Origin of the sequence: Micromonospora sp. DH13, assembly GCF_020873825.1 — a bacterium.
Taxonomy (GTDB): Bacteria; Actinomycetota; Actinomycetes; order Mycobacteriales; family Micromonosporaceae; genus Micromonospora; species Micromonospora haikouensis.
Genome location: NZ_JAHWGR010000007.1, coordinates 153,787 through 178,765, shown reverse-complemented (window position 1 = coordinate 178,765; position 24,979 = coordinate 153,787). Strand labels below are relative to the sequence as shown.

The following is a 24,979-nucleotide window of genomic DNA, read 5'->3' as shown; positions in this document are numbered from 1 at the left end:
GGGCAACAGAAGTCATCGCGCCCGCTTCGATCCTTTGCGATCCTGAACGTTAACCGGGGAGAGGAGCGGGGGATGCGGGCGATCTGGAAGGGGGCCGTCTCGTTCGGGCTGGTCTCGATCGCGGTGAAGCTCTATTCGGCCACCGAGGAGAAGGACATCCGCTTCCACCAGGTGCACCGGGAGGACGGGGGGCGCATCCGGTACAAGCGCACCTGTTCGGTGTGCGGCGAGGAGGTCACCTACGACGACATCGCCAAGGGGTACGACATCGGCGGCGGCGAGATGGTGATCCTGACCGACGAGGATTTCGCGGACCTGCCGCTGACCACGTCGCGGGCGATCGACGTGTTGGAGTTCGTCCCGGCGGAGCAGGTCGACCCGATCCTCTACAACAAGGCGTACTTCCTGGAGCCGGAGGGCGCGGCGACGAAGCCGTACGTGCTGCTGCGCGACGCACTGGTCGACTCGGAGCGGGTGGCCATCGTCAAGGTGGCGCTGCGCCAGCGGGAGCAGTTGGCGACCCTGCGGGTGCGCGAGGGGGTGCTGCTGCTCAACACGATGCTGTGGCCGGACGAGGTGCGTACCCCCGATTTCGGTTTCCTGGGCGAGGACCTGAAGGTCCGGCCGCCGGAGCTGGCGATGGCCAGCTCGTTGATCGACTCGATGGCGGGCGAGTTCGAGCCGGAGGTCTTCACCGACGACTACCGGGCGGCGTTGCAGGAGGTCATCGACGCGAAGGTGGAGGGCAGGGAGGTCGTCCAGCCGGAGGAGGTCGAGGAGGCCCCGGCGGCGGCGGTGGACCTGATGGCGGCGCTGAAGGCGTCGGTGGAGCGGGCGCGGGCGGCGCGCGGGGAGCAGCCGGAGCGGGGCGGCGAGCCGACCCCGATCACGTCGGCCCGGTCGGCGCAGAAGGCCACGAAGGCCGCGAAGGAGGCGAAGGCCCCGGCGCGGAAGGCTGCCGAGAAGAAGCCGGCGAAGAAGGCGGCCGGCGGGACCGGCGGCGGGTCCACCGGGGGTACGAAGAAGGCGGCCCCGGGGAAGGCCACGACGAAGGCGGCGGGGGCGAAGGCCGAGAAGAAGGCGCCGGCGCGAAAGGCCGCCCCGAAGAAGGCGGCGCCCCGCAAGACCGCCTAGCCGGGGCCGGTGTCACCGGGTATCGAGGCGTCCCGGAGTGACCGGGCCGGGATGAGTGGCTGCCTCCACCACACGACACGCCGGTGCGGTTCCACCGCAACCGGCCACTGATCGCGCGCACCTCGGGCGGGGCCCCGCAAGGGGAGGTCAGCCCTGTTCGGCGAGCCGCCGGCGGTCGAGCCCCTCGATCAGCAGGTCGAGGGCGAAGGCGAACTCGTCCTCGTCGTCGCAGCCGCCGAGGGCGCCGCTGTGCGAGACCGCGACGGCGAGTTCCGCGATGTGCGGCATACTCTCGGCCCAGGCGGCTGCCTGCGCGGCGGTCTCCGCCTCGGTCGCGGGGGTGTTCGGCGAGTCGTCGAACAGGTCCTGGCTGAAGCCGAGGATCCGGCTGCCCAGCAGGTGCAGGGCGTGGTGGCTCAGGCTCACCGAGCAGCCGCCGCCCCGCAGCACGGCGAGCACCCGCTCGATGTGCCGCAGCACGGCCGGGGTGGGCGTGTCGCGGGCCTCCAGCACGCGGGCCGCCCAGGGGTGGCGCAGCATCGTCCGGCGGGCCCGCATGATCAGCGCCCGCAACTGGTCGGTCCACGGCCCGGGGGTGCCTGCGCCTGCCGGGCCGCTGCCGGCCGCCACCTCGCCGCCGGCCCCGGTCCCACCGCCGCCGACTGCGGCGGCCTCGGTCCCACCGCCGCCTAGTGTGGCGGCCTCGATCTCGCCGTCGACCTCGATCTCGGCGGCGACGGCGTCGACCATCGCGGCGAGCAGGGTGTCCTTGTCGCGCAGGTGGTAGTAGATCGACATCGCGTCCACGCCGAGGTGCTGGGCGAGCCGCCGCATGCTCAGCCCGGCGAGGCCGTCCCGGTCGGCGAGGCCGATCGCGGCGGCGACGATCGCCTCCCGGCTGAGGCGGGCGGGGGCGCGGGTCGCGGAGCGGTCGTCGGCGTGTCGGGGCACCTTCGGATCCTACTTGCCGCCCTACGGCGTAGGACTTACTCTACGGTGTAGACCTACACCGTAGAAACGAGGCCGCCATGGGCACCTCCCCCAAGCCCCCGCCGAGGTGGTTCGTCCGCAGCGCCTGGCTGGGCCACAAGGCTCTCCTCCGCGTCACCGCCGACCGGGTGGGCCTGAGCGCCCCGACGCCGGGCGGCCGGTTCGGCATGCTGCGGCTGCACACGACCGGCCGCCGCTCGGGCCGGCCACGTGCCGTCATCGTCGGCTACATCCGCGACGGCGACCGGTTCGTCACCCTCGCCATGAACGGCTGGGACGCGGCCGACCCCGCCTGGTGGCTCAACCTCCAGGCCCGCCCGCGGGCGACCGTCGACCTCGGCGGCGAGTCTCGCGAGGTGACCGCCCACCGAGCCACCGGAGCCGAGCGCGACCGGCTGTGGTCGGCGCTGCACGACTACCGGGGCTACGGCGACCTGGACGGCCTCGCCGCCCACCGGGGCCGGGACACCGCGATCGTCGTCCTGACCCCGGTGCCCGCCTAGGCGGCCGCCGGGCAGGCCGGACCGGCGGCACGAACCGACGGCCGGACCGCCGACACGAACCGACGGCCGGACCGATCAGGAATCAAGAAGCACAGGTCAGTCGGCCGCAACTAGCGTGATCGGCATGGACATCACCATTCACACGAGCTTCCTGCCGCACACCGACCCGGAGGAGTCCCTCGCCTTCTACCGCGACGTGCTCGGCTTCGAGGTCCGCAACGACGTCGGCACGGGCACCATGCGCTGGATCACCGTCGGCCCCGCCGGCCAGCCCGGCACCAGCATCCTCCTGGCCCCGCCGGCCGTCGACCCCGGCATCACCGACGACGAGCGGCGCACGATCGCCGAGATGATGGCGAAGGGGACGTACGGCTGGATCCTGCTGGCCACGCCCGACCTGGACGGCACCTTCGAGAAGATCCAGGCCAGCGACGCCGAGGTCGTCCAGGAGCCGACCGAGCAGCCGTACGGGGTGCGCGACTGCGCCTTCCGCGACCCCGCCGGCAACCTCGTCCGGATCCAGGAGCTGCGCTGAGCATGGTCGCGGGAACGGGGTCGGAGTCGACCGCGCGGCGCGACGCCGGGGGTCACGACGTGATCCGGGTGCGGGGCGCACGCGAGAACAACCTCAAGGACGTCAGCGTCGACCTGCCGAAGCGGCAGCTCACCGTGTTCACGGGCGTGTCCGGCTCCGGCAAGAGCTCGCTGGTGTTCGGCACCGTCGCGGCGGAGTCGCAGCGGCTGATCAACGAGACGTACAGCGCCTTCGTGCAGGGCTTCCTGCCGACGCTGGCCCGGCCCGAGGTCGACGTGCTCGACGGGTTGACCACGGCCATCGTCGTCGACCAGCAGCGGCTGGGCGGCGACGTGCGCTCGACGGTCGGCACCGTCACCGACGCCAACGCGATGCTGCGCATCCTGTTCAGCCGGCTGGGGCGGCCGCACGTCGGGCCGCCGGCCGCGTTCTCCTTCAACGTGCCGTCGGTGCGGGCGAGCGGCGCGATCACGGTGGAGCGCGGCGGCGGCCGGACCGTACGGCAGACCTTCACCCGCACCGGCGGCATGTGCCCACGCTGCGAGGGCCGGGGCACGGTCACCGACCTCGACCTCGCCCAACTCTTCGACGACTCGAAGTCGATCGCGGAGGGCGCGATCACCATCCCCGGCTGGAAGGCCGACAGCTTCTGGACGGTGCGGGTCTACGCCGAGTCGGGCTTCCTCGACCCGCACAAGCCGATCCGCGAGTTCACGGCGCAGGAGCGGCACGACTTCCTGCACCGGGAGCCGACCCGGGTGAAGGTGGAGGGCGTCAACCTCACGTACGAGGGGCTGATCCCCAAGGTCCAGAAGTCGTTCCTCGCGAAGGACCGCGAGGCGATGCAGCCGCACATCCGGGCGTTCGTGGACCGGGCGGTCACCTTCACCGCGTGCCCGGAGTGCGGCGGCACCCGGCTCGGCGAGGCCGCCCGCTCCGCCCGGATCGGCGGCGTCAACATCGCCGACGCCTGCGCGATGCAGATCAGCGACCTGGCCGAATGGGTCGGCGGTCTCGACGAGCCGTCGGTCGCGCCGCTGCTGGACAAGCTGCACCAGACCCTCGCCTCGTTCGTGGAGATCGGGCTGGGCTACCTGTCGCTGGACCGGCCGTCGGGCACGCTGTCGGGCGGCGAGGCGCAGCGGGTGAAGATGCTGCGGCACCTCGGTTCCCCGCTCACCGACGTCACGTACGTCTTCGACGAACCCACGACGGGCCTGCACCCGCACGACGTCAGGCGGATGAACGACCTGCTGCTACGGCTGCGGGACAAGGGGAACACGGTGCTCGTGGTGGAGCACAAGCCGGACACCATCGCGATCGCCGACCACGTCGTCGACCTGGGGCCCGGCGCGGGCGCGGCGGGCGGGGCCGTCTGCTTCGAGGGCACCGTCGAGGGGCTACGGGCCAGCGGCACCGTGACCGGCCGTCACCTCGCCGACCGGGTCGCCCTCAAGGAGACGGTACGCACGCCCACGGGCCGGCTGCCGATCCGGGGCGCGTCGACCCACAACCTGCGTGGCGTCGACGTCGACATCCCGCTCGGCGTGCTCGTCGTCGTCACCGGCGTGGCCGGTTCGGGCAAGAGTTCACTGGTGCACGGGTCGATCCCGGCCGGCGCGGGGGTGGTGTCGGTCGACCAGGGCCCGATCCGGGGTTCGCGGCGGAGCAACCCGGCGACGTACACGGGGCTGCTCGACCCGGTCCGCAAGGCGTTCGCGAAGGCCAACGGCGTGAAGCCGGCCCTGTTCAGCGCCAACTCGGAGGGCGCCTGTCCCGGCTGCAACGGCGCGGGCGTGGTCTACGTGGACCTGGCGATGATGGCCGGGGTCGCCACGGTGTGCGAGGAGTGCGAGGGGCGGCGGTTCGAGGCGTCGGTGCTGGAATACCGCCTCGGCGGCCGGGACATCGCCGAGGTGCTGGCGATGCCGGTCAACGAGGCGCGGGAGTTCTTCGCCGCCGGCGAGGCCCGTACGCCGGCCGCGCGGGCGGTCCTCGACCGCCTCGCCGACGTGGGGCTCGGGTATCTCACCCTGGGCCAGCCGCTCAGCACGCTGTCCGGTGGCGAGCGGCAGCGGCTCAGGCTGGCCACCCACCTGGGCACCGAGGGCGGCGTGTACGTCCTCGACGAGCCGACCGCCGGCCTGCACCTCGCCGACGTCGGGCAGCTGCTGGGGCTGCTCGACCGGCTCGTCGACGCCGGCAAGTCGGTGCTCGTCGTCGAGCACCACCTGGCGGTCGTGGCGCACGCCGACTGGATCGTCGACCTGGGCCCCGGAGCCGGTCACGACGGGGGTCGGATCGTCTTCGAGGGCACGCCGGCCGACCTGGCCGCCGCCCGCTCCACGCTCACGGGCGAGCACCTCGCGGCGTACATCGGGGGGTAAGGAGGGGCCCCTTGTTAACGCATCCGGTAGAGAGGGGTCCCCTTCTCACCGCAGGTGTTAATAGGGGCCCTTCCTTGCAAGTGGGGGTCAGCCGCGGCCGAGCTTCTGGGTGGGGGTGATCCGGACGATCACCCGCACCTCGCCGGGCTGCCCGAACGGGTAGGTCTCCTGGCCGAGGTATTTCTGCGCCATCTTGTCGATGTGCGCGTCGGCCCCCTCCTCGACGAACTCGGCGGTGCCCTTGACCCACAGGGTGCGGAAGTCGTTGGCCTTGTCCACCACCGAGACGGCCACGATCGGGGTCCGCTGGATGTTGTTGTACTTCTGCCGTCCCTTGGCGGTGTTGAACACGATGTGCTCGCCGTCCGTGTCCACCCAGACCGGCGTGACGTGCGGGCTGCCGTCGGGCTCGATGGTGGCCACGTGGGCGAGCTGCGGTTCGGCCAGCAGGGCCAGGTCTTCTTCGGTGAGGATCGCCATGGTCGACAAGTTACCCCCGTCGACCCCCGCGCGCCGGCAACCGCAGCCGCTCGGACCGGTGGGGGTGCCGGCCGAGGCAGCACCGTGGGCAGCAGGGCGGGTACCGTGTGCGCTGGCCTCGGCAGCGGCCGCCGGGCCCCCCACCTCTTGATCAGGGAGTCGACGTGAGCGAGCGTGTGCAGAACCGGTCGGCGGGCCAGGGCCCGGGCAAGGCGGAGCGGCGACTGGCCGCCCAGCTGGCGGCGAAGAAGGCCGCCGAGAAGAAGCGCCGCCTCCAGTCGATCGTCGGCGCGCTCGCCGGTGTCGCCGTCGTCGGCGTGCTGATCACCGTGTTCGTGGTGGTCAACCAGGGTAAGGACGACGCGCCGGAGGAGGTCGCCTCCGCCCCGTCGGCGACCGCGCCGGCTGAGGAGCAGCCGCCCACCGCGCCGCCCGCCCCGCAGCTGCCCGAGGGGTCGGACCCGGCGCTGGCCACCAAGCCGAAGGTCGAGGCGGGCAAGGGCGAGCTGAAGAAGCTCACCGTCAAGACGCTGATCGAGGGCAAGGGCGCGGCGGTGAAGGCCGGGCAGCAGATCACCACCAACTACGTGGGCGTGTTCTACGCCGACGGCAAGGAGTTCGACGCGTCCTGGAACAGCGGCCAGCCGGCCACCTTCCCGATCGGCGTCGGCCAGGTCATCAAGGGTTGGGACCAGGGCCTCGTCGGGGTCAAGGTGGGCAGCCGGGTGCAGCTCGACATCCCGGCCGACCTGGCGTACGGCAACGACTCCTCGGGCGGCCGGCCGGCCGGACCGCTGCGGTTCGTCGTCGACGTGCTCGCCGCGCAGTAGCCCGCACCTGGTGCGGTAGTTCACAACAGTCTTTCTTCCCGTCGCCTACGACCAGTAGGTTCGGGGTCACCGTGGGCGGTCCCGCCCGCCGCACGGTGACCCCATCGACGCGGAGGTGCACGTGGCGGCGCTGGACGATCCGGGGATCGCCCGGTTGATGTGGACCCACTTCGAGCCGGTGCACACGGTGACCTACTTCCATCCCCGGGCGCGGGCGGCGTTCGAGGCGGTCGGGCTGCGCGGCTTCTGGCGGGGCTACTTCGCCGGCCGGGCCGCCCCGCTGGGCGCCGTGGAGGCCGCCCCGGTGGTGGCCGCGTTCTTCAGCTTCGCCCCGCCCGTGGTGGCGCGGGCCGTGCCGGCGGTGTGGCAGTTGGTGACGCCGGCCGAGGCGCTGCGGGCCCGGCTCACCGGTGCCGTGCAGGCGCTGGCGGAGCTGGCGTACGAGCTGCCGGAGCGGCACCTCGCGGAGGCCGCCGAGCTGCTGGAGGAGGCCGCCGGGGCGGCGCGGCCGGAGGGCCGGGTGCTGGGTGCGGCCAACGCCGCCCTGCCGGCCGCCGAATACCCGCTGGCCCGGCTGTGGCAGGCCGCGACGACGCTGCGGGAGCACCGGGGCGACGGGCACATCGCGGCGCTGGTCGCCGCCGGCCTGGACCCGGTGGAGACGCTCGCCTGGCGGGTCGCCGAGGGCATGCCGGAGCTGAACCTGCTGGGCCGGGGCTGGTCGCCGCAGGAGTGGGAGGCGGCGGCCGCGCGGCTCGCCGAGCGGGGCTGGCTGACCGGGGACGGGAAGCCGACCGAGCACGGCCGGGCGGAGTTCCGGGCGGTGGAGGACGCCACCGACGTGGCCGCCCTGCATCCGTGGCAGGCACTCGGCGCGGAGCGCACCGACCGGCTGCGGGAGCTGCTGGAGCCGCTGGCCCGGGCCGGGCACACGGTGATCCCGCCGGAGAATCCGATCCGCCTGCCGCCGCTGCCGGCCTGACCTCCCGGGCGGCGGCACACGCCGCCGGGCCCGCCCACGAGCGACCGGTGCCGGGCCACCGGCCGCCGGCGAGGCCGGTAGCGGGCCGCCCCGGGGAGCGGGCGGGCGAGGGCTCGGGCAGGATGGTGCCCGTGGCGGATGCGGTGGTCTTCGACCTGGACGGCGTGATCGTGGACTCCGAGCCGGTCTGGGAGGAGGTGCGCCGGGCGTACGTGGCGACGCACGGCGGCACCTGGCAGCCCGACACCCAGCGACGGCTGATGGGGATGAGCACGGGCGAGTGGGCCCGCTACCTCAGCGGCGAGCTGGGCGTCGACCGGACGGCCGAGCAGGTCGCCGTCGAGGTGGTCGACGAGATGGCCCGGCGGTACGCCGAGCGCGTACCGGTGATCGACGGGGCCGACGAGGTGGTACGCCGGCTGGCGGCGCGGTGGCCGTTGGGGCTGGCCAGTTCCTCGCCGACGCGGCTGATCGCGGCGGCGCTGGCGGCGACGGGGCTCACGGAGGCGTTCGGCGCGACGCTGTCGACGGAGGAGACCGAGCGGGGCAAGCCGGCCCCGGACGTCTACCTGGAGGTGGCCCGGCGGCTCGGTGTCGATCCGGCGCGCTGCGTGGCGGTGGAGGACTCCTCGAACGGGGTGCGTTCGGCCGCCGCGGCGGGGATGCGGGTGGTGGCGGTGCCGCACGGGGCGTACCCGTTGGATCCGGACGCCGAGGCGCTCGCGGCCGTGGTGCTGCCGGCGGTGGGTGACCTGACCCCGGAGGTCGTCGCCGCCCTCGGCTGACCGGGCGGGCAGCCCGGCCAGGTGGGCCGGGCGGCCGGTCTGCCTGAATCGCGGCCTTCACCCGGCTTGCCCGCCTACCGTCGGTGGCATGAGAGCTGTGGTGTACCAGGGGCCGCACGAGGTGGCGGTCAACGAGGTCCCCGATCCGCGGATCGAGGCGCCGAACGACGTGATCGTCAGGATCACCACGACCGCGATCTGCGGTTCGGACCTGCACATGTACGAGGGCCGCACGCTGGCCGAGCCGGGCATCGTGTTCGGCCACGAGAACATGGGCGTGGTGGAGGAGGTCGGGCCCGGGGTCGTGCACATCCGCAAGGGCGACCGGGTCTCGATGCCGTTCAACGTGGCGTGCGGGTTCTGCCGTAACTGCCGGGAGGGGAAGACGGGGTTCTGCCTCACGGTGAACCCGGGCTTCGCCGGGGGCGCGTACGGCTACGTCGCGATGGGGCCGTACCGGGGCGGGCAGGCCGAGTACCTGCGCGTGCCGTTCGCCGACTTCAACTGCCTGCGGCTGCCGCCCGGCACGGAGCACGAGAACGACTTCGCGATGCTGGCCGACATCTTCCCGACCGGATACCACGGGGTGGCGATGACCGGGCTGCGCCCCGGCGAGAACATCACCGTGATGGGCGGCGGGCCGGTGGGGCTGATGGCCGCGTACTCGGCGCTGCTGATGGGCGCGGCCGAGGTGTTCCTGGTGGACAAGGTCCCGGACCGGCTGCGGCTGGCCGAGTCGATCGGTGCGATCCCGGTCGACTTCACCGCCGGCGACCCGGTCGAGCAGATCCGGGAGCAGACCGACGGGGTCGGCACCGACCGGGGCGTGGACGCGGTGGGCTACCAGGCGTCCGGGGCCGGCGGCGAGGAGCACCCGGCGGCGGTGCTGAACAGCCTGGTGGACGTCGTGCGGCCGACGGGGTCGCTCGGGGTGGTCGGGCTGTATCTGGCGCACGACCCGGGTGCGCCGGACGAGCGGGCGGGCCGGGGCGAGCTGGTGTTCAAGGTCGGCAAGTTCTTCGAGAAGGGCCTGCGGATGGGGACGGGGCAGGCCAACGTGAAGTCGTACAACGAGTACCTGCGGAACATGATCATGGCGGGGCGGGCGAAGCCGAGCTTCGTGGTGAGCAAGGAGCTGCCGCTGGCCGACGCGCCGGAGGCGTACCAGCGCTTCGACCAGCGGGAGGCGGGCTACTCGAAGGTGGTGCTGAAGCCGGCCGCATAGTCCGGCCCGGCGCGGCTGGTGCTGAAGCCGACCGCGCGGCCAGCTCGGGCAGGGCTCAGATCGCCCGGCTCCGGCTCGTCCACGGCAGCCGCCGCCCGGCCGGGTCGCCGGGGGCCGGCGGGGGTTCGTCGCGCGGCGGGTCGGCGCGGCCCGCGTCCGGCCTCGCCCGGCCCGCGCCCGGTCCGGTCCGGCCCGTCGGGGGCGGCAGCGCGCCCACCACCGGTTTGTCCCGCATCAGCACTCCCCTACCTCCGTGTACCTGGTTATACGGTTCCGGTGGCGGGTGGGATCGGAATGAAGCGAGATCACCCGGGTAGCGGACCGGGGGCGGGTCCGCGACGGGCCCGCCGCAGGCGAGGGTGAGGAGCGACGGCGATGCGGGCGATCGTGTACGAGAGCAACGGCGACACCTCGGTGCTGCGCCTGGTGGACCGGCCGGTGCCGGAACCGGGGCCCGGCGAGGTGCTCGTCCGGGTGGCCGTCTCCGGGGTGAACCCGACCGACTGGAAGGCCCGCCGGGCGTCGCCGCCGCCGGCGGGCTGGCAGACGCCCGGCCAGGACGGCGCCGGGGTGGTCGAGGCGGTCGGGGCGGGGGTCGACCGGAACCTGATCGGCGAGCGGGTGTGGCTCTGGGAGGCCGCCTGGCAGCGCCCGTGGGGCACCGCCGCCGAGTACACGGTGGTGCCGGTCGGGCAGGCGGTGCCCCTCGGCGACGCCTCCTTCGACGTGGGGGCGGCCCTGGGCATCCCGTTCCTCACCGCGCACCGCTGCCTGACCGCCGGGGAGATGATGCCGGGCAAGCTGCACGCCGGGGCGCTGGCCGACCACACCGTGCTGGTGCAGGGCGGGGCGGGGGCGGTCGGCAACGCGGCGATCCAGCTCGCCCGCTGGGCCGACGCCACCGTCGTCGCCACGGTCAGCAGCCCGGAGAAGGCCAACCTCGCGGCGGCGGCCGGCGCGTCGTTCGTCGTGAACTACCGGGAGCAGGACGTCGTCGAGGAGGTCCGCATGATCGCCCCGGACGGCGTACACACGATCGTCGAGGTGTCGGCGGCGCGCAACGCGGCGGCCGACGTGCAGCTGCTGCGGGCCGGCGGGGCGGTCTGCGTCTACGCCGACGACGGCGGGGGCGAGGTGACGCTGCCGATCCGGCCGCTGATGGCCCCGAACGCCCGCTGGCAGTTCGTGCTGGTCTACACCGCCCCGGCGGTGGCCAAGGCACAGGCCGTCGCCGACGTGTCGGCGGCTGCCGCGCAGGGCGGCGTGCGGGTTGGCCCGGAGGCGGGGCTGCCGCTGCACCACCACCCGCTGGCGGCCACGGCCGCGGCGCACGAGGCGGTGGAGAACTCGGTGGTCGGCAAGGTGCTGGTCACGACGGCCGAGGAGGCGAGCGCCGGGTAGGGCGCGAGCGCCGACCGGACCGGCACCGAACGGGCGCGTTCACCGGCTGTTTTCCCCGTCGCCAGGACAGAGCCGAACAAGTTTCGCAAGAATGAAGGGGCGGATGAACCGCCCCTGGGCGGGCGGCCCCGGCGCGGTGCGAACGCCGGGGCCGCCCTTGGGGGGAGGGAGGTCTAGGAGTACATCCCTGCCCATTCAGGCGACGATGCGCCTGAAATTGTTACGGCGTTGTCAGCTCCCGGACACTCAGGCCCCCTTCGGCGTACCGGGACCGGACGACCTTCTTGTCGAACTTGCCGACGCTGGTCTTCGGCACGGCGTCGACGAACGCCCACCGCTCCGGCAGCTGCCAGCGCGCCACCGAACCGGCCAGGAAGTCGCGCAGCTCCTCGGCGGTCACCTCGGCGCCCTCGCGGACCACCACCGTGGCCAGGGGCCGCTCGTCCCAGCGCTCGTCCGGCACGCCCACCACGCAGGCCTCCAGCACCGCCGGGTGGGCCATCAGGGCGTTCTCCAGCTCGACCGAGGAGATCCACTCGCCGCCGGACTTGATCACGTCCTTCGCCCGGTCGGTGAGGGTGAGGTACCCGTCGGGCGACAGCGTCCCGACGTCGCCGGTGCGCAGCCAGCCGTCGCGGAACTTCTCCTCGTCCGGGGCGTCGTCGCCGACGTACCGGGCGGTCACCCACGGCCCCCGGACCTCCAGCTCCCCGACGGAGGCCCCGTCGGCGGGCAGCGGCTCGCCCAGCGGGCCCACGATCCGCGCGGCGACACCGGCCGGGACGCGGCCCTGCGTGTACCGGTAGCGCCAGGCGTCCTCGCCGGTCGCCCCCGCCGGCGGCCGGGCCACCGAGCCCAGCGGGGACATCTCGGTCATCCCCCAGGCGTGGATCACGTCGATGTGGTGCCGCTCGTCGAACGCGTGCATGAGAGCGGGCGGGCAGGCCGAGCCACCGACGATGACCTCCTTCAGCGAGGAGGTGTCCACGTCGTGCGCGTCGAGGTAGGCCAGCAGGTCGTTCCAGATGGTCGGCACCGCGCCGGCCAGGGTGGGCCGCTCGGCGGCGATCATCGCGGCGATGGGGGCGGCCTGGAGGAACCGGTCCGGCATGATCAGCGACGCGCCGGAGAGGAACGCCGCGTACGGCAGCCCCCAGGACATGGCGTGGAACATCGGCACGATGGCCAGCTCCCGGTCGGTCGGCCCGAGGCCGAACCCCTCCGGCATGCAGATCTGCAACGAGTGCAGGTAGATCGACCGGTGCGAGTAGGCGACCCCCTTGGGGTTGCCGGTGGTCCCGGAGGTGTAGCAGAGGGCGGCCGCGTCGCGCTCGTCGACCTCCGGCCAGTCGAAGACCTCCGGCTTGCCGGCCAGCAGGGCGTCCCAATGGTGTACGGCGATCCGGTCGCCGGCCGCCGCCACCAGCGGTGCGGGGTCGCCCCCGCCGACGACCACCACGTGCCGCACCGTGGCCAGGTCGCCGATGACCCGGGCCAGCAGCGGGATCAGCGTCGAGTCGACCAGCACCACCCGGTCCTGCGCGTGGTTGGCGATGTAGGCGACCTGGTCGGGGAAGAGCCGCAGGTTGAGCGTGTGCAGCACCGCGCCCATGCTGGGCACCGCGAAGTAGGCCACGAGGTGCTCGTTGTTGTTCCACATGAACGTGGCGACCCGCTCGTCGCCGGTCACCCCGCACTCGTCGCGCAGCGCGTGGGCCAGCCGGGCCGCCGACCGCCCCACCTCGGCGTACGACATGCGACGCGGCTCGCCGCCGGTCCAGGTGACCACCTCGGCGGTGCCGTGCACCGTGGCGCCGTGTTCGAGGATCCGGGCGACCTGGAGCGGCGCGTCCATCATCGTGCTACGCATGGGTAACAAGCTAGTGTCGGCGGTCATCCGTTGGGAACCCCCGTTAGGTTGTCCGGGTGAGCATCTCCTGGGCCGACTCGTACGTGGGGCAGCTTCGCGCCCTCGCCGGTGACCGCACCCTGATGTTCGTCGGCGCCCGCGCGGTGGTCCGCGACAGCGCCGGCCGGGTGCTGCTGATCCGGCGCTCCGACAACGGCCAGTGGGCCATGCCGGCCGGGGCGATGGAGCTGGGCGAGTCGATCGCCGACTGCGCGGTACGCGAGGTGCGCGAGGAGACCGGGCTGCGCGCCCTGCGGGTGGGCGCGTTCGCCCTCTACACCGGCCCCGACCGGATCACCACCAACATGTACGGCCACACCTACCAGGTCTTCACCGTCGCCTTCCGGGTCGAGGACTGGGACGGCGAGCTGGTCCGGGCCACCGACGAGACCACCGACGCGGGCTTCTTCCACCGCGACCGGTTCCCCACCCCGCTGTCGGCCTCCGTCACCGAGACCCTCGCCGACCTGGACGTCTTCGAGCAGGCCAACCGGATGATCCTGAAGTAGCCGCCGCCTGGGCCCGGCCGCCCGGCTCCACCCCGCCTGGGCCCGGCCGCCCGGCCCCAGCCCGCCCGGGAAGGGGCGGGGCGGGGCTCACAGCATCGTCTGGCTCTTGGCCTCCATCTCGGCGGCGGCCTCGTCCCGCGACTCCTTCGCCAGCGGCTTGCCGCCCGGGGCGGGGGCCTTCCCGCCCAGCGGGTCCGCCCCGCCCGACGCGCCGCGCGGCCCGGCCCCGCGCAGCTTCTCGTCGGGCAGCGCCAGGGTCACCAGCACCGCCACGACGGCGACCAGCCCGGTGGTGAGGAAGACCAGGTGCAGCGACTCCACGAAGGCGGCCTGGATGGCGGCGCGGACCGGGCCGGGCAGGGCCAGGATCGTCGCCGGGTCGTTGATCGACACGTTGTTGCCGCCGCCGGCCAGCACCGCCGCCCGCTGCTGCGGCGGGAGCTGCGCGAGCGCGGCCGGCATCCGGGCGGCGAGCTGGTCGGCGAGCCGGGACGACAGCACCGCCCCGAGGATCGCCACCCCGAACGAGCCGCCCAGCGACCGGAAGAACGTCGCCGAGGAGGTGCCCGCGCCGAGGTCCCGGGGGCCCACCGAGTTCTGCACGGCGAGGATCAGCGACTGCATGGACAGCCCCAGCCCGACGCCGATGACCGTCAGATAGCCGAACGCCACCCACAGCGACGTGTCGACGGCCAGGCGGGTGAACAGCAGCATGCCGGCGAGCAGCACCGCCGACCCGGCGACCGGGAACCACTTGTACCGGCCGATCCGGGTCATCGCCCGGCCGGTGAGGACCGAGGTGACGATGATGCCGGCCATCATCGGCAGCATCAGCAGGCCGCTGCGGGTCGGCGAGGCGCCCTTGACGATCTGGAGATACAGCGGGATGAAGATGATCGACCCGAACATCACCAGGCCCAGGACGAAGCCGGCCCCGTTGGCCAGGGCGAACGTCCGGCTGCGGAACAGCCGCAGCGGCAGGATCGGCTCGGCGACCCGCGCCTCCTGGAGCAGGAACAGCCCGCCCAGCACCGCCCCGGCCACGAACAGCCCGATGATCACGGCGGAGCCCCAGGCGTACGAGTTGCCGCCCCAGCTCAGCGCGAGCAGCAGGCAGCTCACCCCGGCGACCAGCAGCGCCGCCCCGAGCCAGTCGATCGCATGTTCCCGCCGCTGGAACGGGATGAGCCGCATGACGTGGTAGCAGACCACGATGGCCAGGATCGCCAGCGGCACGTTCAGGTAGAAGATCCACCGCCAGTTGGCCTCGGCGAAGTAGCCGCCGACCAGCGGCCCGGCCACCGAGGCGATGCCGAACACCGCCCCGAACAGGCCCTGGTAGCGACCGCGTTCCCGGGGCGACACCACGTCCGAGATGATCGTGAACGCGAGCGTCATCAGGCCGCCCGCGCCGAGGCCCTGCACGCCCCGGGTCACGATCAACTGGGTCATGTCCTGCGACAGCCCGGCCAGCAGCGAGCCGAGCAGGAACGTCCCGATCGAGAAGAGGAACACCGGGCGGCGGCCGTACAGGTCGGCCATCTTGCCGTACAGCGGGGTGGAGGCGGTGGAGGCGAGCAGGTAGGCGGTGACCACCCACGAGTAGTGGTCGATCCCGCCCAGCTCGCCGACGATGGTGGGCAGCGCCGTGCCGACGATGGTCTGGTCCAGCGCGGCGAGCAGCATGCCCGTCATCAGGCCGAACATGAGCAGGCGTAGCTGCCGGGGGTGCAACACCGGGCTTTCTTGCGTGGTCATCCCGCCTTCTTTCCCGCCCGGCGCGGATCATGCGGGCCGGGCGGGAAGAAGCGTTCCCCGTTCAGTGGCGGCCCTCGGCGAACTCCTCGACGATCTTGGCGCAGAAGGCGGGCAGGTCATCCGGCTTGCGGCTGCTGACCAGCCCGTCGTCCGTGACGACCGGCTCGTCGACCCAGGTCGCGCCCGCGTTCGTCAGGTCGGTGCGCAGGCTCGGCCACGAGGTGATCCGGCGGCCCCGCACCACGTCCGCCTCGACCAGGGTCCACGGGCCGTGGCAGATCACCCCGACCGGCTTGCCGGCGTCGAAGAACGCCTTCACGAACCGGACCGCGTCCGGGTCGGTGCGCAGGAAGTCCGGGTTCGCCACCCCGCCGGGCAGCACCAGGCCGTCGTACCGGCCGGCGTCCGCGTCGGCGACGGTCACCTCGACGTCGTACGTCCCGCCGTGGTCCAGATGGTCGAATGCCTGGATCTTGCCCGGCTTGAGCGAGACCAGCTCCGCCGTCGCACCGGCATTCTCGACCGCCTCGCGCGGCCGGGTGTACTCGACCTCCTCCACGCCGTCGGTGGCCAGGAAGGCGATCCGCTTGCCCTGCAGTGTCGTGCCTGCCATGTCGTGTCTCTCCTCTCCGGGGTTCCTCTGGACGGTTCCCGGGGCCCGCCGCCCGAAACCGGCCCAGGTTTGATCCCGCAGGGCCGGGGGACCCGGGTGGCATGGCAGGAGCAGCAGCGGAAGAGCGCCGGCTCGCCACCGTCGTGGAGAGCTGGCTGGGCCGCCCCGTGCTGGTGATCGGCGACGCCATGCTCGACGAGTGGCGGTTCGCCGAGTCCGACCGGCTCTGCCGGGAGGCCCCGGCCCCCGTCCTCACCCTGCGCCGGCGCATCTCGGCGGCCGGCGGGGCGGCGAACACCGCCGTCAACGTGGCCGCCCTCGGCGGGCGGGCGGTGCTGGTCGCCCCGGTCGGCGCGGACGTCGCCGGGGACGAGCTGCACGACTGCCTCGACCGGGCCGGGGTCTGGGACCGCACCGTCGCCCAGCCCGGCCGGCACACCCCCGTGAAGCGGCGGATGCTCGCCGGCAACCAGATCCTGCTGCGCGAGGACTCCGGCGACCCCGACGACGCGCTCGACGGCGACGGGGTGCAGCGGCTGCTCACCGCCCTGGAGTGCGCCACCGAGGAGCTGCGGGCCGCCGCCGGGGGCGAGGCGCCGACCCTGGTGGTCTGCGACTACGGGCTGGGCGCGCTGCCCGCGCCCGTCCGCGCCTGGCTGGTCGCCGCCCGCGACCGGTACGCCACGATCGCCCTCGACGCCCACGACCTGGCCGACTGGCGGGGGCTCGCGCCGACCGTGGTCACCCCCAGCTTCGCGGAGGCGACCCGGCTGCTCGCCCGCGCCGCCTCGCGTACCGACTCGCACCTGCACCTGGACCACCCGGCGGCCGACCCGGCGGACGGCCCCTCGGAGCTGAGCGTGGGCACCGCGCCGGGCGCGGCGGGATCCCCGGCGGCCGCCGCACCGGCCGGAGCGCCGGGGGCCGGAGCGCCGGGGGCCGGAGTGCCGGGAGCCGGAGCACCGGGGGCCGGAGCGCCGGGAGCCACGCCGCCGCCGGCCGGGGTGCCGCTCGGCCCGCCCACGGGCGGGACCGGCGAGCCGACGCCCGGCGAGGACCGGGTGGCGATGACCGGCGACGGGCTCAGCGTCACCGGCACCGGCGTGACGGTGAGCGCCCTGGCCGGCGCCGGGGTGGACCGGGCCGTACTGGCCGAGGCCCGCCTCGCCGAGCTGCGCGCGCACACCGGCGCGGACGTGGTCGCGGTGACCCTGGACACCGAGGGCGCGGTGGTCGGCGGCGCGGACGGCGCCTCCCGGCGCAGCCACAGCACCCCGGTCCCGGCGAGCCACGCCGTCGGCGCGGGCGACGCCTACCTGGCCGCGATGACGCTGGCGCTGGCCGCCACCGCGCCCCTGCCGACCGCCGCGCAACTCGCCCAGCTCGCCGCCACCATCACCGTGTCCGACACCGGCACCTGCGTGTGCCGGCGGGAGGACCTGCTGCACGCACTCGGCGCGCGCGGCGACGACGCCGGGCACCCCGTGCTGGTGGCCCCGGACGAGCTGGCGGCCATCGTGGAGACCCAGCGCGGCGCGGGCCGGTCGGTGGTCTTCACCAACGGCTGCTTCGACGTGCTGCACCCGGGGCACGTGCGCTACCTGGAGCAGGCACGGGCCCTCGGGGACCTGCTGGTGGTGGCGGTCAACTCCGACGGCAGCGTACGCCGGCTGAAGGGCCCGGACCGGCCGGTCAACCCGGTGGAGGACCGGGTCGCGCTGCTCGCCGCGCTGGCCTGCGTGGACCACGTGGTGATCTTCGAGGAGGACTCCCCGGCGGACCTGATCGAGGTCGTCCGCCCCGACGTGTACGTCAAGGGCGGCGACTACCCGCCGGAGATGGTGCCGGAGGCCCCGCTGGTGCGCCGGCTCGGCGGGCAGGTCCGCACCCTCGGGTACGTGCCCGACCGCTCCACCTCCGCGATCATCGACCGCATCCGGGCGCACGGCCACGGGACCGTGCCGGGCGGGCCGGAGCGGGTGGACGCGCGCGGCCGATCGGCTGTCCCGGGCGAGCCGGAGCAGGTGGACGCCCACGGTTCCACGGCGTCGACGCCGGGCCGGCCGGCGTGAACCGACCGCTCGACCCCGGCGCTGGTGGCGTCGACCGGCCGCGTGCCCCCGCCTCGGATGGCGTCGGCCGACCGCTCGACCCCGGCACGGCCGACGGTTTCCGCCTCCCGCGGCAGCTCGACGTGCTGATCCCGACGCGCAACCGGCCCGCCGAGCTGGCGGTCACCCTCGCCGGGCTGGCCGCCCAGGAGGGCGTCGCCGGGTTCGGCGTGGTGGTCAGCGACCAGTCCGACGGGGACCCCGCGTACGCCCATCCGGCCGCCGCGACGATGGTGCGGGCGCTGCGCCACCGGGGCCACCCGGTGCTGCTGACCCGCCGGCTGCCCCGGCGCGGGCTGGCCGAGCACCGGGCGTACCTGCTGGACGCCTCGGTCGCCCGCTACGTGCTCTGTCTCGACGACGACGTCTGGCTGGAGCCGGGCACCCTGCGCCGGCTGGTCACCGCGATCGGCGAGCTGGGCTGCGGCTTCGTCGGCAACGCGGTGCACGGGCTGTCGTACGTCGACGACGTCCGGCCGCAGACCCACCGGCACTACGAGGAGTGGGCGGGCCGGCCGGTGCCGGAGCGGGTCCGTCCCGGCACGCCGCAGTGGGAGCGGGCGGCGATCCACTCGGCGGCGAACCTGCTGCACGTCACCGAGGGGCTGCGCCTGCCGGCGGGGGCGTGGCGGGCGTACAAGGTCTCCTGGGTCGGCGGGTGCGTGCTGTACGACCGGGCGGCGCTGGTCGACTCGGGCGGCTTCGACTTCTGGCGGCGGGTGCAGCCCAACCACCAGGGCGAGGACGTGGCCGCCCAGCTCGCCGTGCTGGAGCGCCACGGCGGCGCGGGCGTCCTGCCCAGCGGCGCCTATCACCTGGAATCGCCGACCACGGTCACCGAGCGGGACGTCGAGGCGTGGGAGGTCGTGCTCGCCGACTCCCCCGAGCGGGTGTGAGAAGGGGACCCTTCTCGACCGTATGCGTTAACAGGGGGCCCTTCCTTACCCGGCCAGCAGGTCGTGCGCCGCCTCCAGCACCTCGATCGACGGCACGTCGGCGACGAACGAGTCCCGGTGCGGGCACTCGCCGTCGCCGGGGCGGTGCGGGTAGATCCCGGGGGTGCAGTCGACGCCGCAGACCGGGCAGCGCACCGTCCAGGAGGCGATCGGGCGGTGCCGGCCGCGCAGCAGGTGCCCCCCGTTGATCAGGTTGCCGATCCAGTAGACGCCCACGGTGGGGGTGCCGACGGCGGCGGCCAGGTGCAGCGGGCCGGTGTCGTTGGAGACCACCAGCGCGCAGCCGGCGTAGCAGGCGGCGAGCCCGCCGAGGCCGAGCGCGCCGACGAGCGGGCGCACCGGCACGCCGGCCGCCGCGACCACCCGGTCCACCACGTCCCGTTCGGCGGGGGTGCCCGTGACCAGCACCTCGTAGCCGTCGCCGGCCAGGGCGCGGGCCACCTCGGCGAACCGCTCGGCCGGCCAGCGCCGCCGCGTGTCGGTGGCCCCGGGGTGCAGGGCCACCCGGGGCCGCCCCGGCGGGCCGAGCACCGCGTCGGCCTCGGCCCGGTCGGCGTCGGTGACCGCCAGCACGGGGACGATCCCGGCGGGCGGCGCGCCGACCAGGCCGACCACCTCCAGGTAGCGCAGCACCTCGTGCTGGTAGTAGACGTAGCGGATCCACCGGTCCAGCGGCGGGGCGTCCTCGGCGCGCAGCCCGGCGGTGACCCGCGCGCCGAGGCCGCCGACGATCGGGTTGGAGTTGCCCCCGCCGCCGTGCAGTTGCAGGGCCAGGTCGAAGCGTTCGGCGCGGGCGGCGGCGAGGAAGTCGCCCATCGACGTCTCCGGCTCGCCCGCGCCGGGCTCGCGGATGCCGGGCGCGGGCGGGACCACCAGCACCCGGTCCACCGGGCCGGGCCGGTCGCGCCAGAGCTGCGCGTGCCACGGCGCGCCGAGCAGCACGATCTCCGCCTCCGGGTACGCGGCGCGCAGCGCCTCCAGGGCGGGCAGGATGAAGATGAAGTCGCCGAGCGCGTTGGCGCGCAGCACGGCGATCCGCGCGACGTCGGGGACGCGCTCGCCCAGCACGGCCGGTGCGGCGGCACCGCCCTGCGGGCCGGACGTCGACGGGGTGACCATCTCTGCCCGACCCGCTACGGCCGGTCGATCTCGTCGACGGCCGTGTCCGGGTGGTGCAGCTCCCGGTCGGCGGCGGGATCGACGGGGGCGGGCGTGCCCGTCGAGCCGGTGCTCGTCCGGTGGCCCTGGCCGGTGCCGGCTCCCCGGTGTGCCGGGCCCCCGTCGGCTCCCCGGTAGCCGGTGCGGCCGACGGTGATGGTGCGCGGGGTGGGCCGGGCCGCCCGGGGCAGCCGGACCCGGAGCAGGCCGTGGTCCATCACGGCGTCGATGCGGTCGGGGTCCACCCGGGCGGGCAGGCCGACGCGGTACTCGAAGCCCCGGGTCTCGAAGCCGCCGGGGATGCCCTGGTCGGCGTTGACCTCGGCCTCCGACCGGGCCCGGACGCACAGCTCCTGGTCGTCCAGCTCGACGGCCACCTCCTCGGGGGCGACGCCGGGCAGCCGGACGACGACCTCCCAGCCGTCGGCGGTCTCGCCCAGCTCCACCTCGGGCGGGCCGGACCGGCCGCCGCCGACGAGGCGGCTCAGCTCGGCGCGCAGCGACTGGAGCTCCCCCATCGGGTCCCAGCTCTGCTGCCGGCCGCGCCAGCCACGGCCGTCGGGCTGCTGGCTCATCGCACGTCTCCGATCCGCTGGCCGGCCGCCCGGGGCCGCAGCGAGCTGGGCGCGTCGAGGTCGGCGTCGGTGTCGACGCCGACGCCGAGCCGGTCGACCAGTTCGCCGCCGAGCCAGGCGCTCGCGCCGAGGATGGCCAGCGCGACGACCTCGATGGCGATCAGCGCGCCGCCGGCGGCCCGCGACTCGGCGTTGAGCCGGACCACCCAGACGGCGGCGAAGAGGAGGATCACGGCGAGGTTCGCGGCGGCGTGGGTGAGGCCCACCCGCTTGGCGCGGGTGCCGGTGGGGATGGCCAGCAGGTCGAACGCGCCGGCCGCCGCGGCCAGCAGGCCGCCGATCAGGCCGACGGTGATGTTCCAGTACGCCACCTCGCCGAGGAAGGCCGGGCCGCCGACGGTGTCGACGACGTCGAAGATCACGGCGGTGACCAGCAGGCCGACGGGGAACGTGATCAGCATCGGGTGCACGGGGTGCCCGAGCACCTTGAGTCGGCTCTCCATCGCGGCCTCCGTTGGTCGGTCCGTGCACGGTTGCGGGCTGGGCTGCTGTTCCGGCTGGGCTGCTCGTGGGGCTCGGCGGCTGCGTGGGGCCGTACCCGGGACGCCGGGTGACAAACCTCGCGCTCGCGGCGCTTCGCCTAGGCTCGACCCGACGGGCCGGGCAGCGCCGCCGCGGGCCGCCACCGGAATCAACGGTTACGGGGAGGCTGACGTGACGGTGGAGATCACCTCGCACGAGGAACTGCGCGAGCTGCTGGGGGCGCCGATGCCCCGGGCGGTGACCAAGGAGCGGCGGGCCCTGCACGAGCGGGACCGGCAGTGGCTGGCGGCCTCGCCGTTCTGCCTGGTCGCCACGGCCGGGGCGGACGGGGCCTGCGACGTCTCGCCGAAGGGCGACCCGCCCGGCTTCGCCCTGGTCCTGGACGACACGACGATCGCGATCCCGGAGCGCCCGGGCAACCGGCGGGCGGACGGCTACCACAACATCGTGGACAACCCGCACGTCGGGTTGATCTTCCTGATCCCCGGCCGGACGGACACGCTGCGGATCAACGGCCGGGCCCGCCTGGTGCGCGACGCCCCGTTCTTCGACGACATGGTGGTCCGGGGCCACCGGCCCGTCCTGGCGATCGTCGTGGAGATCGAGCAGATCTTCTTCCACTGCGGGAAGGCGTTCCTCCGCTCGGAGCTGTGGCGGCCGGAGACCTGGCAGCCCGACGCGCTGCCGTCCCGGGCCCGGCTGGCCAAGGAGCTCGAGGTCCCGACGGAGAGCCTGGAAGACCTGGAGGTCTACTACGGCCCGGCATACGAGCGCAAGATCTACGGCTGACGCGAATGTCGGGGAGGTGGCGGTATCCCCGGCTCCGGACACCGCCACCTCCCCGACACGATCTCGTCAGCCACCCACGCTGTGCAGGTCCTCCAGCACGGAGGCCGGCACCGGCCTGCCGAGCATCGCGCAGACGGACGCATCGGTGGCGGCCATGGCCACCCGGTAGTAGCGGTCCCAGCCGGCGTTGGGCTGGGCGTCGAACGGCTCCGCGTTGGCGACGCTGACCACGGTGCGCCGGCCGTCGGCGGTCGCCAGGGCGATGCTGTGGTGGCCGAGGGTGTCGCCGCCGTGGCCCCACACCGTGCCGCACGCCGAGTCGAGCCTGATCAGCCCGAGGCCGTAGCCGCCCTTCATGGGGAAGTCCGCCGGCAGCTCGACCGTGGTCGTCATCTGCCTGAGCTGCTCGGCCGAGAACAGCTCGCCCCGCAGCACGGCGGAGAAGAACCGGGCGAGGTCGTCGGTGGTGGAGATGACGGCCCCGGCGGCGCCGCCCCAGCCGCCGATCGGCCAGGTGGCCGTGTCGACGTAGCTGGGCTGCGGGCCGGCGAGCCTGACCCCGTAGCCGTGGGCGTAGCCGGGCCCGGTGTGGACCGCGCGCGGGTCGGCGAAGTAGGTGTGCCGCAGGCCCAGCGGCGCGGCGATGCGCTGCCGCACCAGCTCCGGCAGGCCCCTGCCGGTCAGCTTCTCGATGATCATTCCGAGCAGCGTGTAGTTGGTGTTCGAGTAGGACCAGCCCGTGCCCGGCGCGAAGTTCGGCTCGTGCGCGAACGCCACGGCGAGCAGCTCCGCCTCGGTCCACACCCGCTGCGGGTCGCTCGCCAGGCCGGCCATGAACGCCTCGTCGCCGGTGTAGCTGAACAGGCCGCTGGTGTGGTTGAGCAGCATCCGGACGGTGATGTTCCGGCCGTTCGGCACGACCTGCGGCAGATACCGGGAGACCGGCGCGTCCAGCCTGAGCTGCCCACGGTCCACCAGTTGCAGGGCGAGCACCGCCGTGAACGTCTTCGTGTTGCTGCCCGCCTCGAACTGGTCGCGGGCGGCCATGCGTCGCCCGGTGGAGATGTCCGCGAGCCCGGCGGCCGTACGGGTCACCCGGGGGCCGTCGCTGATCCGGGCCGCGTACCCGGGCGGGCCGACCGCCATCATCCGGCGGGCGACGTCCTCCAGCACGGGGTTGCCGCCCCGCTGGGCGGGGGCGGACGCGGCCGGGTGCCCGTCGGCCCCGGCGGCGGTGGCGACCCCGGGGGCGGCCAGCACGGCCGCGGCGGTCGCCAGGATCGCGGTGGCGCGCATCAGGCGGGACTGCTTGGGGGTGGTGTTCCGCGTCGTCGTCATGCATTCGAGCATGTCGACCTTCCGGCGTCGGGTCATTGCCGCCCACTGCCCGACCGTCGTCCAGGGCACACCACCGTCCACGGTGGTGCCAGCACTACCCGCGCCGCGCTGCGGTAGCGTCGCGGGCGTGCTGATCCGGGAGTTCACCGACGCCGACTGGCCCCGGGTGTGGGAGATCGTCGCCGAGGTCGTCCGGGCCGGGGACACCTTCACGTACGACCCGGCGACGACCGCCGAGCAGGCGTACGACATCTGGGTGGAGCACCCGCCCGGGCGGACCGTCGTGGCGGTCGACGGTGACCGGGTGCTGGGCACGGCCAAGATGGGCACCAACCGGCCGGGGCCGGGATCGCACGTGGCCACCGCGAGTTTCATGGTGGCCGCCGCCGCCCGCGGGCACGGGGTCGGCACGGCCCTGTGCCGGCACGCGCTGGACTGGGCGCGCGGGCGCGGCTATGCCGGGATGCAGTTCAACGCGGTGGCCGAGTCCAACCACGCGGCGGTCGCAATCTACCGCCGGCTCGGGTTCGAGGTGGTCGGCACCGTGCCCGGCGCGTTCGCGCACCCGACCCTGGGCCGGGTCGGCCTGCACGTCATGTACTGCGCGTTCTGACTACTCCCGCCAGCCGTCGGCGTTGCCGAACGACTCCCGGGAGATGCCCGACCCGGTGTGCGGCCAGTCGCCGAACAGCTTGTCGTGCAGGTGCGCGAACAGGTAGCAGATGCTCTCGCACTCGGCGTCGGTGACCGCCAGGTCGGGGTTGGCCCGCACCGCCTCGTAGAACTCGCGGCCGAGGGCGACGATGTGGCCCCGGGCGTAGAGGAAGCCGTCGTCGGAGCCGTCGGTGACGGCGTGGATGTCGGCGCGGTCGAGGTCGTAGAGCTTCCGCTCGACCACCCGGTCCAGGGCGGTCAGCTCCTCGCTCGACAGGTCGGCGGCGAGGGCGCGCAACTGGTCGACGAACGGGTCCAACCACTCGTCGAGGGCGTCCGGGTCGACGTCGCCGGCCGCCGGGTCCCGCTCCCGCAGGGCCCGGCGCAGCGCCGCCGGCTCGGGGCCCAGCCGCTCCCACGCGGCTTCCACCATGGCCCAGAACCGGGCCTCGTCCTCGACACCGGGCAGCTTCGCGACACCATCCACCGACACGCTCATGAGCCGCAGGCTAGCGGGCGGCACCGACATCCTCCCCGGGCGGGCGGAGCGGCTACCGGTGGCGGGCCAGCAGGTCGGCCACGGTGGCCGGCGAGTACACCCGGCCACGGGCAAGCACCGCCACGACCAGCGGGGCGAGCACCGCGACCAGGCCGAGCAGCGCGGTCTGCTGGTCGGCCGACACCGGCAGCCCGAAGGCGACCAGCAGGCTGAGCACGGCGGCACCGGCGGCGGTGACCCCGCCGACGGTCAGCAGCGGCTCGGAGGCCGCCGCCGCGTGCGCGGGAAGGGGAACGGGAACGGACTCGGGCATGA

The 24,979-nt window shown here is 74.2% G+C and carries 26 protein-coding genes; 14 read left to right on the top strand and 12 right to left on the bottom strand.

Going from position 1 to position 24,979, the window contains the following annotated elements:
• The first annotated feature begins 72 nt into the window (after nt 1–72).
• A complete protein-coding gene (locus LPA42_RS09720) occupies nt 73–1,134 on the top strand; it encodes a Ku protein (RefSeq protein WP_077935747.1) in 1,062 nt (353 codons plus the stop codon).
• 147 nt (nt 1,135–1,281) lie between these two features.
• On the opposite strand, the gene LPA42_RS33830 is transcribed toward LPA42_RS09720, so the two are convergent.
• Nucleotides 1,282–2,085 carry a TetR/AcrR family transcriptional regulator gene (locus tag LPA42_RS33830; protein WP_077935746.1) on the bottom strand — a complete coding sequence of 268 codons (804 nt, stop codon included), beginning with the start codon at nt 2,083–2,085 and terminating at the stop codon, nt 1,282–1,284.
• 77 nt (nt 2,086–2,162) lie between these two features.
• Between LPA42_RS33830 and LPA42_RS09710 the strand changes: the two genes are divergently transcribed.
• The 3 genes from LPA42_RS09710 to LPA42_RS09700 all read left to right on the top strand — a co-directional run bounded on the left by LPA42_RS09710 (nt 2,163) and on the right by LPA42_RS09700 (nt 5,549).
• Entirely contained in the window at nt 2,163–2,627 is a 465-nt protein-coding gene (locus LPA42_RS09710) for a nitroreductase/quinone reductase family protein (RefSeq protein ID WP_077935745.1), read from the top strand.
• Between the two features lie 124 nt (nt 2,628–2,751).
• Entirely contained in the window at nt 2,752–3,162 is a 411-nt protein-coding gene (locus LPA42_RS09705) for a VOC family protein (protein WP_077935753.1), read from the top strand.
• A 2-nt stretch (nt 3,163–3,164) separates the two neighbouring features.
• Nucleotides 3,165–5,549 (top strand): excinuclease ABC subunit UvrA, encoded by a 2,385-nt coding sequence (locus tag LPA42_RS09700; RefSeq protein WP_077935744.1) that lies wholly within the window; start codon nt 3,165–3,167, stop codon nt 5,547–5,549.
• An 87-nt stretch (nt 5,550–5,636) separates the two neighbouring features.
• Here LPA42_RS09700 and LPA42_RS09695 read toward each other — a convergent pair whose 3' ends face one another.
• A complete protein-coding gene (locus LPA42_RS09695; protein WP_043961524.1) occupies nt 5,637–6,029 on the bottom strand; it encodes a PPOX class F420-dependent oxidoreductase in 393 nt (130 codons plus the stop codon).
• A gap of 164 nt (nt 6,030–6,193) precedes the next feature.
• Between LPA42_RS09695 and LPA42_RS09690 the strand changes: the two genes are divergently transcribed.
• The 4 genes from LPA42_RS09690 (at nt 6,194) to LPA42_RS09675 (ending at nt 9,851) form a co-directional block, all read left to right on the top strand.
• Nucleotides 6,194–6,859 (top strand): FKBP-type peptidyl-prolyl cis-trans isomerase, encoded by a 666-nt coding sequence (locus LPA42_RS09690; RefSeq protein WP_043961523.1) that lies wholly within the window; start codon nt 6,194–6,196, stop codon nt 6,857–6,859.
• A 157-nt stretch (nt 6,860–7,016) separates the two neighbouring features.
• Complete coding sequence (locus tag LPA42_RS09685) at nt 7,017–7,841, top strand: hypothetical protein (protein WP_077935752.1); 825 nt, start codon at nt 7,017–7,019, stop codon at nt 7,839–7,841.
• A gap of 122 nt (nt 7,842–7,963) precedes the next feature.
• Nucleotides 7,964–8,626 carry an HAD family phosphatase gene (locus LPA42_RS09680; protein WP_077935743.1) on the top strand — a complete coding sequence of 221 codons (663 nt, stop codon included), beginning with the start codon at nt 7,964–7,966 and terminating at the stop codon, nt 8,624–8,626.
• A gap of 88 nt (nt 8,627–8,714) precedes the next feature.
• Nucleotides 8,715–9,851, top strand: a complete 1,137-nt coding sequence (locus tag LPA42_RS09675) for a glutathione-independent formaldehyde dehydrogenase (RefSeq protein WP_077935742.1) — start codon at nt 8,715–8,717, stop codon at nt 9,849–9,851.
• 55 nt (nt 9,852–9,906) lie between these two features.
• On the opposite strand, the gene LPA42_RS09670 is transcribed toward LPA42_RS09675, so the two are convergent.
• Nucleotides 9,907–10,086 (bottom strand): hypothetical protein, encoded by a 180-nt coding sequence (locus LPA42_RS09670; protein WP_144082522.1) that lies wholly within the window; start codon nt 10,084–10,086, stop codon nt 9,907–9,909.
• A gap of 140 nt (nt 10,087–10,226) precedes the next feature.
• Between LPA42_RS09670 and LPA42_RS09665 the strand changes: the two genes are divergently transcribed.
• Entirely contained in the window at nt 10,227–11,252 is a 1,026-nt protein-coding gene (locus LPA42_RS09665; protein ID WP_077935740.1) for an NADPH:quinone reductase, read from the top strand.
• 220 nt (nt 11,253–11,472) lie between these two features.
• Here the strand turns inward: LPA42_RS09665 and LPA42_RS09660 are convergent, their stop codons facing one another.
• Nucleotides 11,473–13,122: a fatty acid--CoA ligase gene (locus tag LPA42_RS09660; protein ID WP_077935739.1), complete on the bottom strand. Its 1,650-nt coding sequence runs from the start codon at nt 13,120–13,122 to the stop codon at nt 11,473–11,475.
• Nucleotides 13,123–13,178: 56 nt separating this feature from the next.
• Here LPA42_RS09660 and LPA42_RS09655 point away from each other — a divergent pair, with 56 nt between their 5' ends.
• Nucleotides 13,179–13,670: an NUDIX domain-containing protein gene (locus tag LPA42_RS09655; protein WP_077935738.1), complete on the top strand. Its 492-nt coding sequence runs from the start codon at nt 13,179–13,181 to the stop codon at nt 13,668–13,670.
• An 87-nt stretch (nt 13,671–13,757) separates the two neighbouring features.
• Here the strand turns inward: LPA42_RS09655 and LPA42_RS09650 are convergent, their stop codons facing one another.
• Both LPA42_RS09650 and LPA42_RS09645 read right to left on the bottom strand, forming a co-directional pair.
• Nucleotides 13,758–15,428, bottom strand: coding sequence for an MDR family MFS transporter (locus LPA42_RS09650; protein ID WP_077935737.1), 1,671 nt, complete (start codon nt 15,426–15,428; stop codon nt 13,758–13,760).
• 61 nt (nt 15,429–15,489) lie between these two features.
• Entirely contained in the window at nt 15,490–16,041 is a 552-nt protein-coding gene (locus LPA42_RS09645) for a type 1 glutamine amidotransferase domain-containing protein (RefSeq protein ID WP_043961515.1), read from the bottom strand.
• Nucleotides 16,042–16,142: 101 nt separating this feature from the next.
• On the opposite strand from LPA42_RS09645, the gene rfaE2 reads away from it, so the two are divergent.
• Nucleotides 16,143–18,113 carry a D-glycero-beta-D-manno-heptose 1-phosphate adenylyltransferase gene (gene rfaE2, locus LPA42_RS09640; protein ID WP_077935736.1) on the top strand — a complete coding sequence of 657 codons (1,971 nt, stop codon included), beginning with the start codon at nt 16,143–16,145 and terminating at the stop codon, nt 18,111–18,113.
• Nucleotides 18,110–19,048, top strand: coding sequence for a glycosyltransferase family 2 protein (locus tag LPA42_RS09635; protein ID WP_255378717.1), 939 nt, complete (start codon nt 18,110–18,112; stop codon nt 19,046–19,048). The genes rfaE2 and LPA42_RS09635 overlap by 4 nt, the downstream gene beginning before the upstream one ends.
• Before the next feature lie 45 nt (nt 19,049–19,093).
• Here LPA42_RS09635 and LPA42_RS09630 read toward each other — a convergent pair whose 3' ends face one another.
• Genes LPA42_RS09630 through LPA42_RS09620 form a run of 3 tightly spaced genes read right to left on the bottom strand, consistent with a single transcriptional unit; the run spans nt 19,094 to nt 21,344 of the window.
• Nucleotides 19,094–20,227: a glycosyltransferase family 9 protein gene (locus tag LPA42_RS09630; RefSeq protein ID WP_077935735.1), complete on the bottom strand. Its 1,134-nt coding sequence runs from the start codon at nt 20,225–20,227 to the stop codon at nt 19,094–19,096.
• Between the two features lie 14 nt (nt 20,228–20,241).
• Nucleotides 20,242–20,841 carry an Hsp20/alpha crystallin family protein gene (locus LPA42_RS09625; protein ID WP_077935734.1) on the bottom strand — a complete coding sequence of 200 codons (600 nt, stop codon included), beginning with the start codon at nt 20,839–20,841 and terminating at the stop codon, nt 20,242–20,244.
• Nucleotides 20,838–21,344, bottom strand: a complete 507-nt coding sequence (locus tag LPA42_RS09620) for a DUF2231 domain-containing protein (protein ID WP_077935733.1) — start codon at nt 21,342–21,344, stop codon at nt 20,838–20,840. Before LPA42_RS09620 ends, LPA42_RS09625 begins: the two co-directional genes overlap by 4 nt.
• Nucleotides 21,345–21,555: 211 nt before the next feature.
• Here LPA42_RS09620 and LPA42_RS09615 point away from each other — a divergent pair, with 211 nt between their 5' ends.
• Complete coding sequence (locus tag LPA42_RS09615; protein WP_077935732.1) at nt 21,556–22,173, top strand: pyridoxamine 5'-phosphate oxidase family protein; 618 nt, start codon at nt 21,556–21,558, stop codon at nt 22,171–22,173.
• A 66-nt stretch (nt 22,174–22,239) separates the two neighbouring features.
• On the opposite strand, the gene LPA42_RS09610 is transcribed toward LPA42_RS09615, so the two are convergent.
• On the bottom strand, nt 22,240–23,511 hold the full coding sequence (locus LPA42_RS09610; protein ID WP_144082521.1) for a serine hydrolase: 1,272 nt from the start codon (nt 23,509–23,511) through the stop codon (nt 22,240–22,242).
• 127 nt (nt 23,512–23,638) lie between these two features.
• On the opposite strand from LPA42_RS09610, the gene LPA42_RS09605 reads away from it, so the two are divergent.
• Nucleotides 23,639–24,124, top strand: a complete 486-nt coding sequence (locus LPA42_RS09605; protein ID WP_077935730.1) for a GNAT family N-acetyltransferase — start codon at nt 23,639–23,641, stop codon at nt 24,122–24,124.
• On the opposite strand, the gene LPA42_RS09600 is transcribed toward LPA42_RS09605, so the two are convergent.
• Nucleotides 24,125–24,664 carry a DUF4240 domain-containing protein gene (locus LPA42_RS09600; RefSeq protein WP_228986493.1) on the bottom strand — a complete coding sequence of 180 codons (540 nt, stop codon included), beginning with the start codon at nt 24,662–24,664 and terminating at the stop codon, nt 24,125–24,127. It abuts the gene before it with no gap.
• A gap of 52 nt (nt 24,665–24,716) precedes the next feature.
• Nucleotides 24,717–24,977, bottom strand: coding sequence for a hypothetical protein (locus LPA42_RS09595; RefSeq protein WP_077935728.1), 261 nt, complete (start codon nt 24,975–24,977; stop codon nt 24,717–24,719).
• Nucleotides 24,978–24,979 lie beyond the last annotated feature (2 nt).

Coding starts and splice junctions, on each gene's coding strand:
- LPA42_RS09720 (WP_077935747.1), top strand. CDS start 73: ATGCGGGCGATCTGGAAGGGGGCCGTCTCGTTCGGGCTGGTCTCGATC.
- LPA42_RS09710 (WP_077935745.1), top strand. CDS start 2,163: ATGGGCACCTCCCCCAAGCCCCCGCCGAGGTGGTTCGTCCGCAGCGCC.
- LPA42_RS09705 (WP_077935753.1), top strand. CDS start 2,752: ATGGACATCACCATTCACACGAGCTTCCTGCCGCACACCGACCCGGAG.
- LPA42_RS09700 (WP_077935744.1), top strand. CDS start 3,165: ATGGTCGCGGGAACGGGGTCGGAGTCGACCGCGCGGCGCGACGCCGGG.
- LPA42_RS09695 (WP_043961524.1), bottom strand. CDS start 6,029: ATGGCGATCCTCACCGAAGAAGACCTGGCCCTGCTGGCCGAACCGCAG.
- LPA42_RS09685 (WP_077935752.1), top strand. CDS start 7,017: ATGTGGACCCACTTCGAGCCGGTGCACACGGTGACCTACTTCCATCCC.
- LPA42_RS09680 (WP_077935743.1), top strand. CDS start 7,964: ATGGTGCCCGTGGCGGATGCGGTGGTCTTCGACCTGGACGGCGTGATC.
- LPA42_RS09675 (WP_077935742.1), top strand. CDS start 8,715: ATGAGAGCTGTGGTGTACCAGGGGCCGCACGAGGTGGCGGTCAACGAG.
- LPA42_RS09670 (WP_144082522.1), bottom strand. CDS start 10,086: ATGCGGGACAAACCGGTGGTGGGCGCGCTGCCGCCCCCGACGGGCCGG.
- LPA42_RS09665 (WP_077935740.1), top strand. CDS start 10,227: ATGCGGGCGATCGTGTACGAGAGCAACGGCGACACCTCGGTGCTGCGC.
- LPA42_RS09660 (WP_077935739.1), bottom strand. CDS start 13,122: ATGCGTAGCACGATGATGGACGCGCCGCTCCAGGTCGCCCGGATCCTC.
- LPA42_RS09650 (WP_077935737.1), bottom strand. CDS start 15,428: ATGACCACGCAAGAAAGCCCGGTGTTGCACCCCCGGCAGCTACGCCTG.
- LPA42_RS09645 (WP_043961515.1), bottom strand. CDS start 16,041: ATGGCAGGCACGACACTGCAGGGCAAGCGGATCGCCTTCCTGGCCACC.
- rfaE2 (WP_077935736.1), top strand. CDS start 16,143: ATGGCAGGAGCAGCAGCGGAAGAGCGCCGGCTCGCCACCGTCGTGGAG.
- LPA42_RS09630 (WP_077935735.1), bottom strand. CDS start 20,227: ATGGTCACCCCGTCGACGTCCGGCCCGCAGGGCGGTGCCGCCGCACCG.
- LPA42_RS09625 (WP_077935734.1), bottom strand. CDS start 20,841: ATGAGCCAGCAGCCCGACGGCCGTGGCTGGCGCGGCCGGCAGCAGAGC.
- LPA42_RS09620 (WP_077935733.1), bottom strand. CDS start 21,344: ATGGAGAGCCGACTCAAGGTGCTCGGGCACCCCGTGCACCCGATGCTG.
- LPA42_RS09610 (WP_144082521.1), bottom strand. CDS start 23,511: ATGACGACGACGCGGAACACCACCCCCAAGCAGTCCCGCCTGATGCGC.
- LPA42_RS09600 (WP_228986493.1), bottom strand. CDS start 24,664: ATGAGCGTGTCGGTGGATGGTGTCGCGAAGCTGCCCGGTGTCGAGGAC.
- LPA42_RS09595 (WP_077935728.1), bottom strand. CDS start 24,977: ATGCCCGAGTCCGTTCCCGTTCCCCTTCCCGCGCACGCGGCGGCGGCC.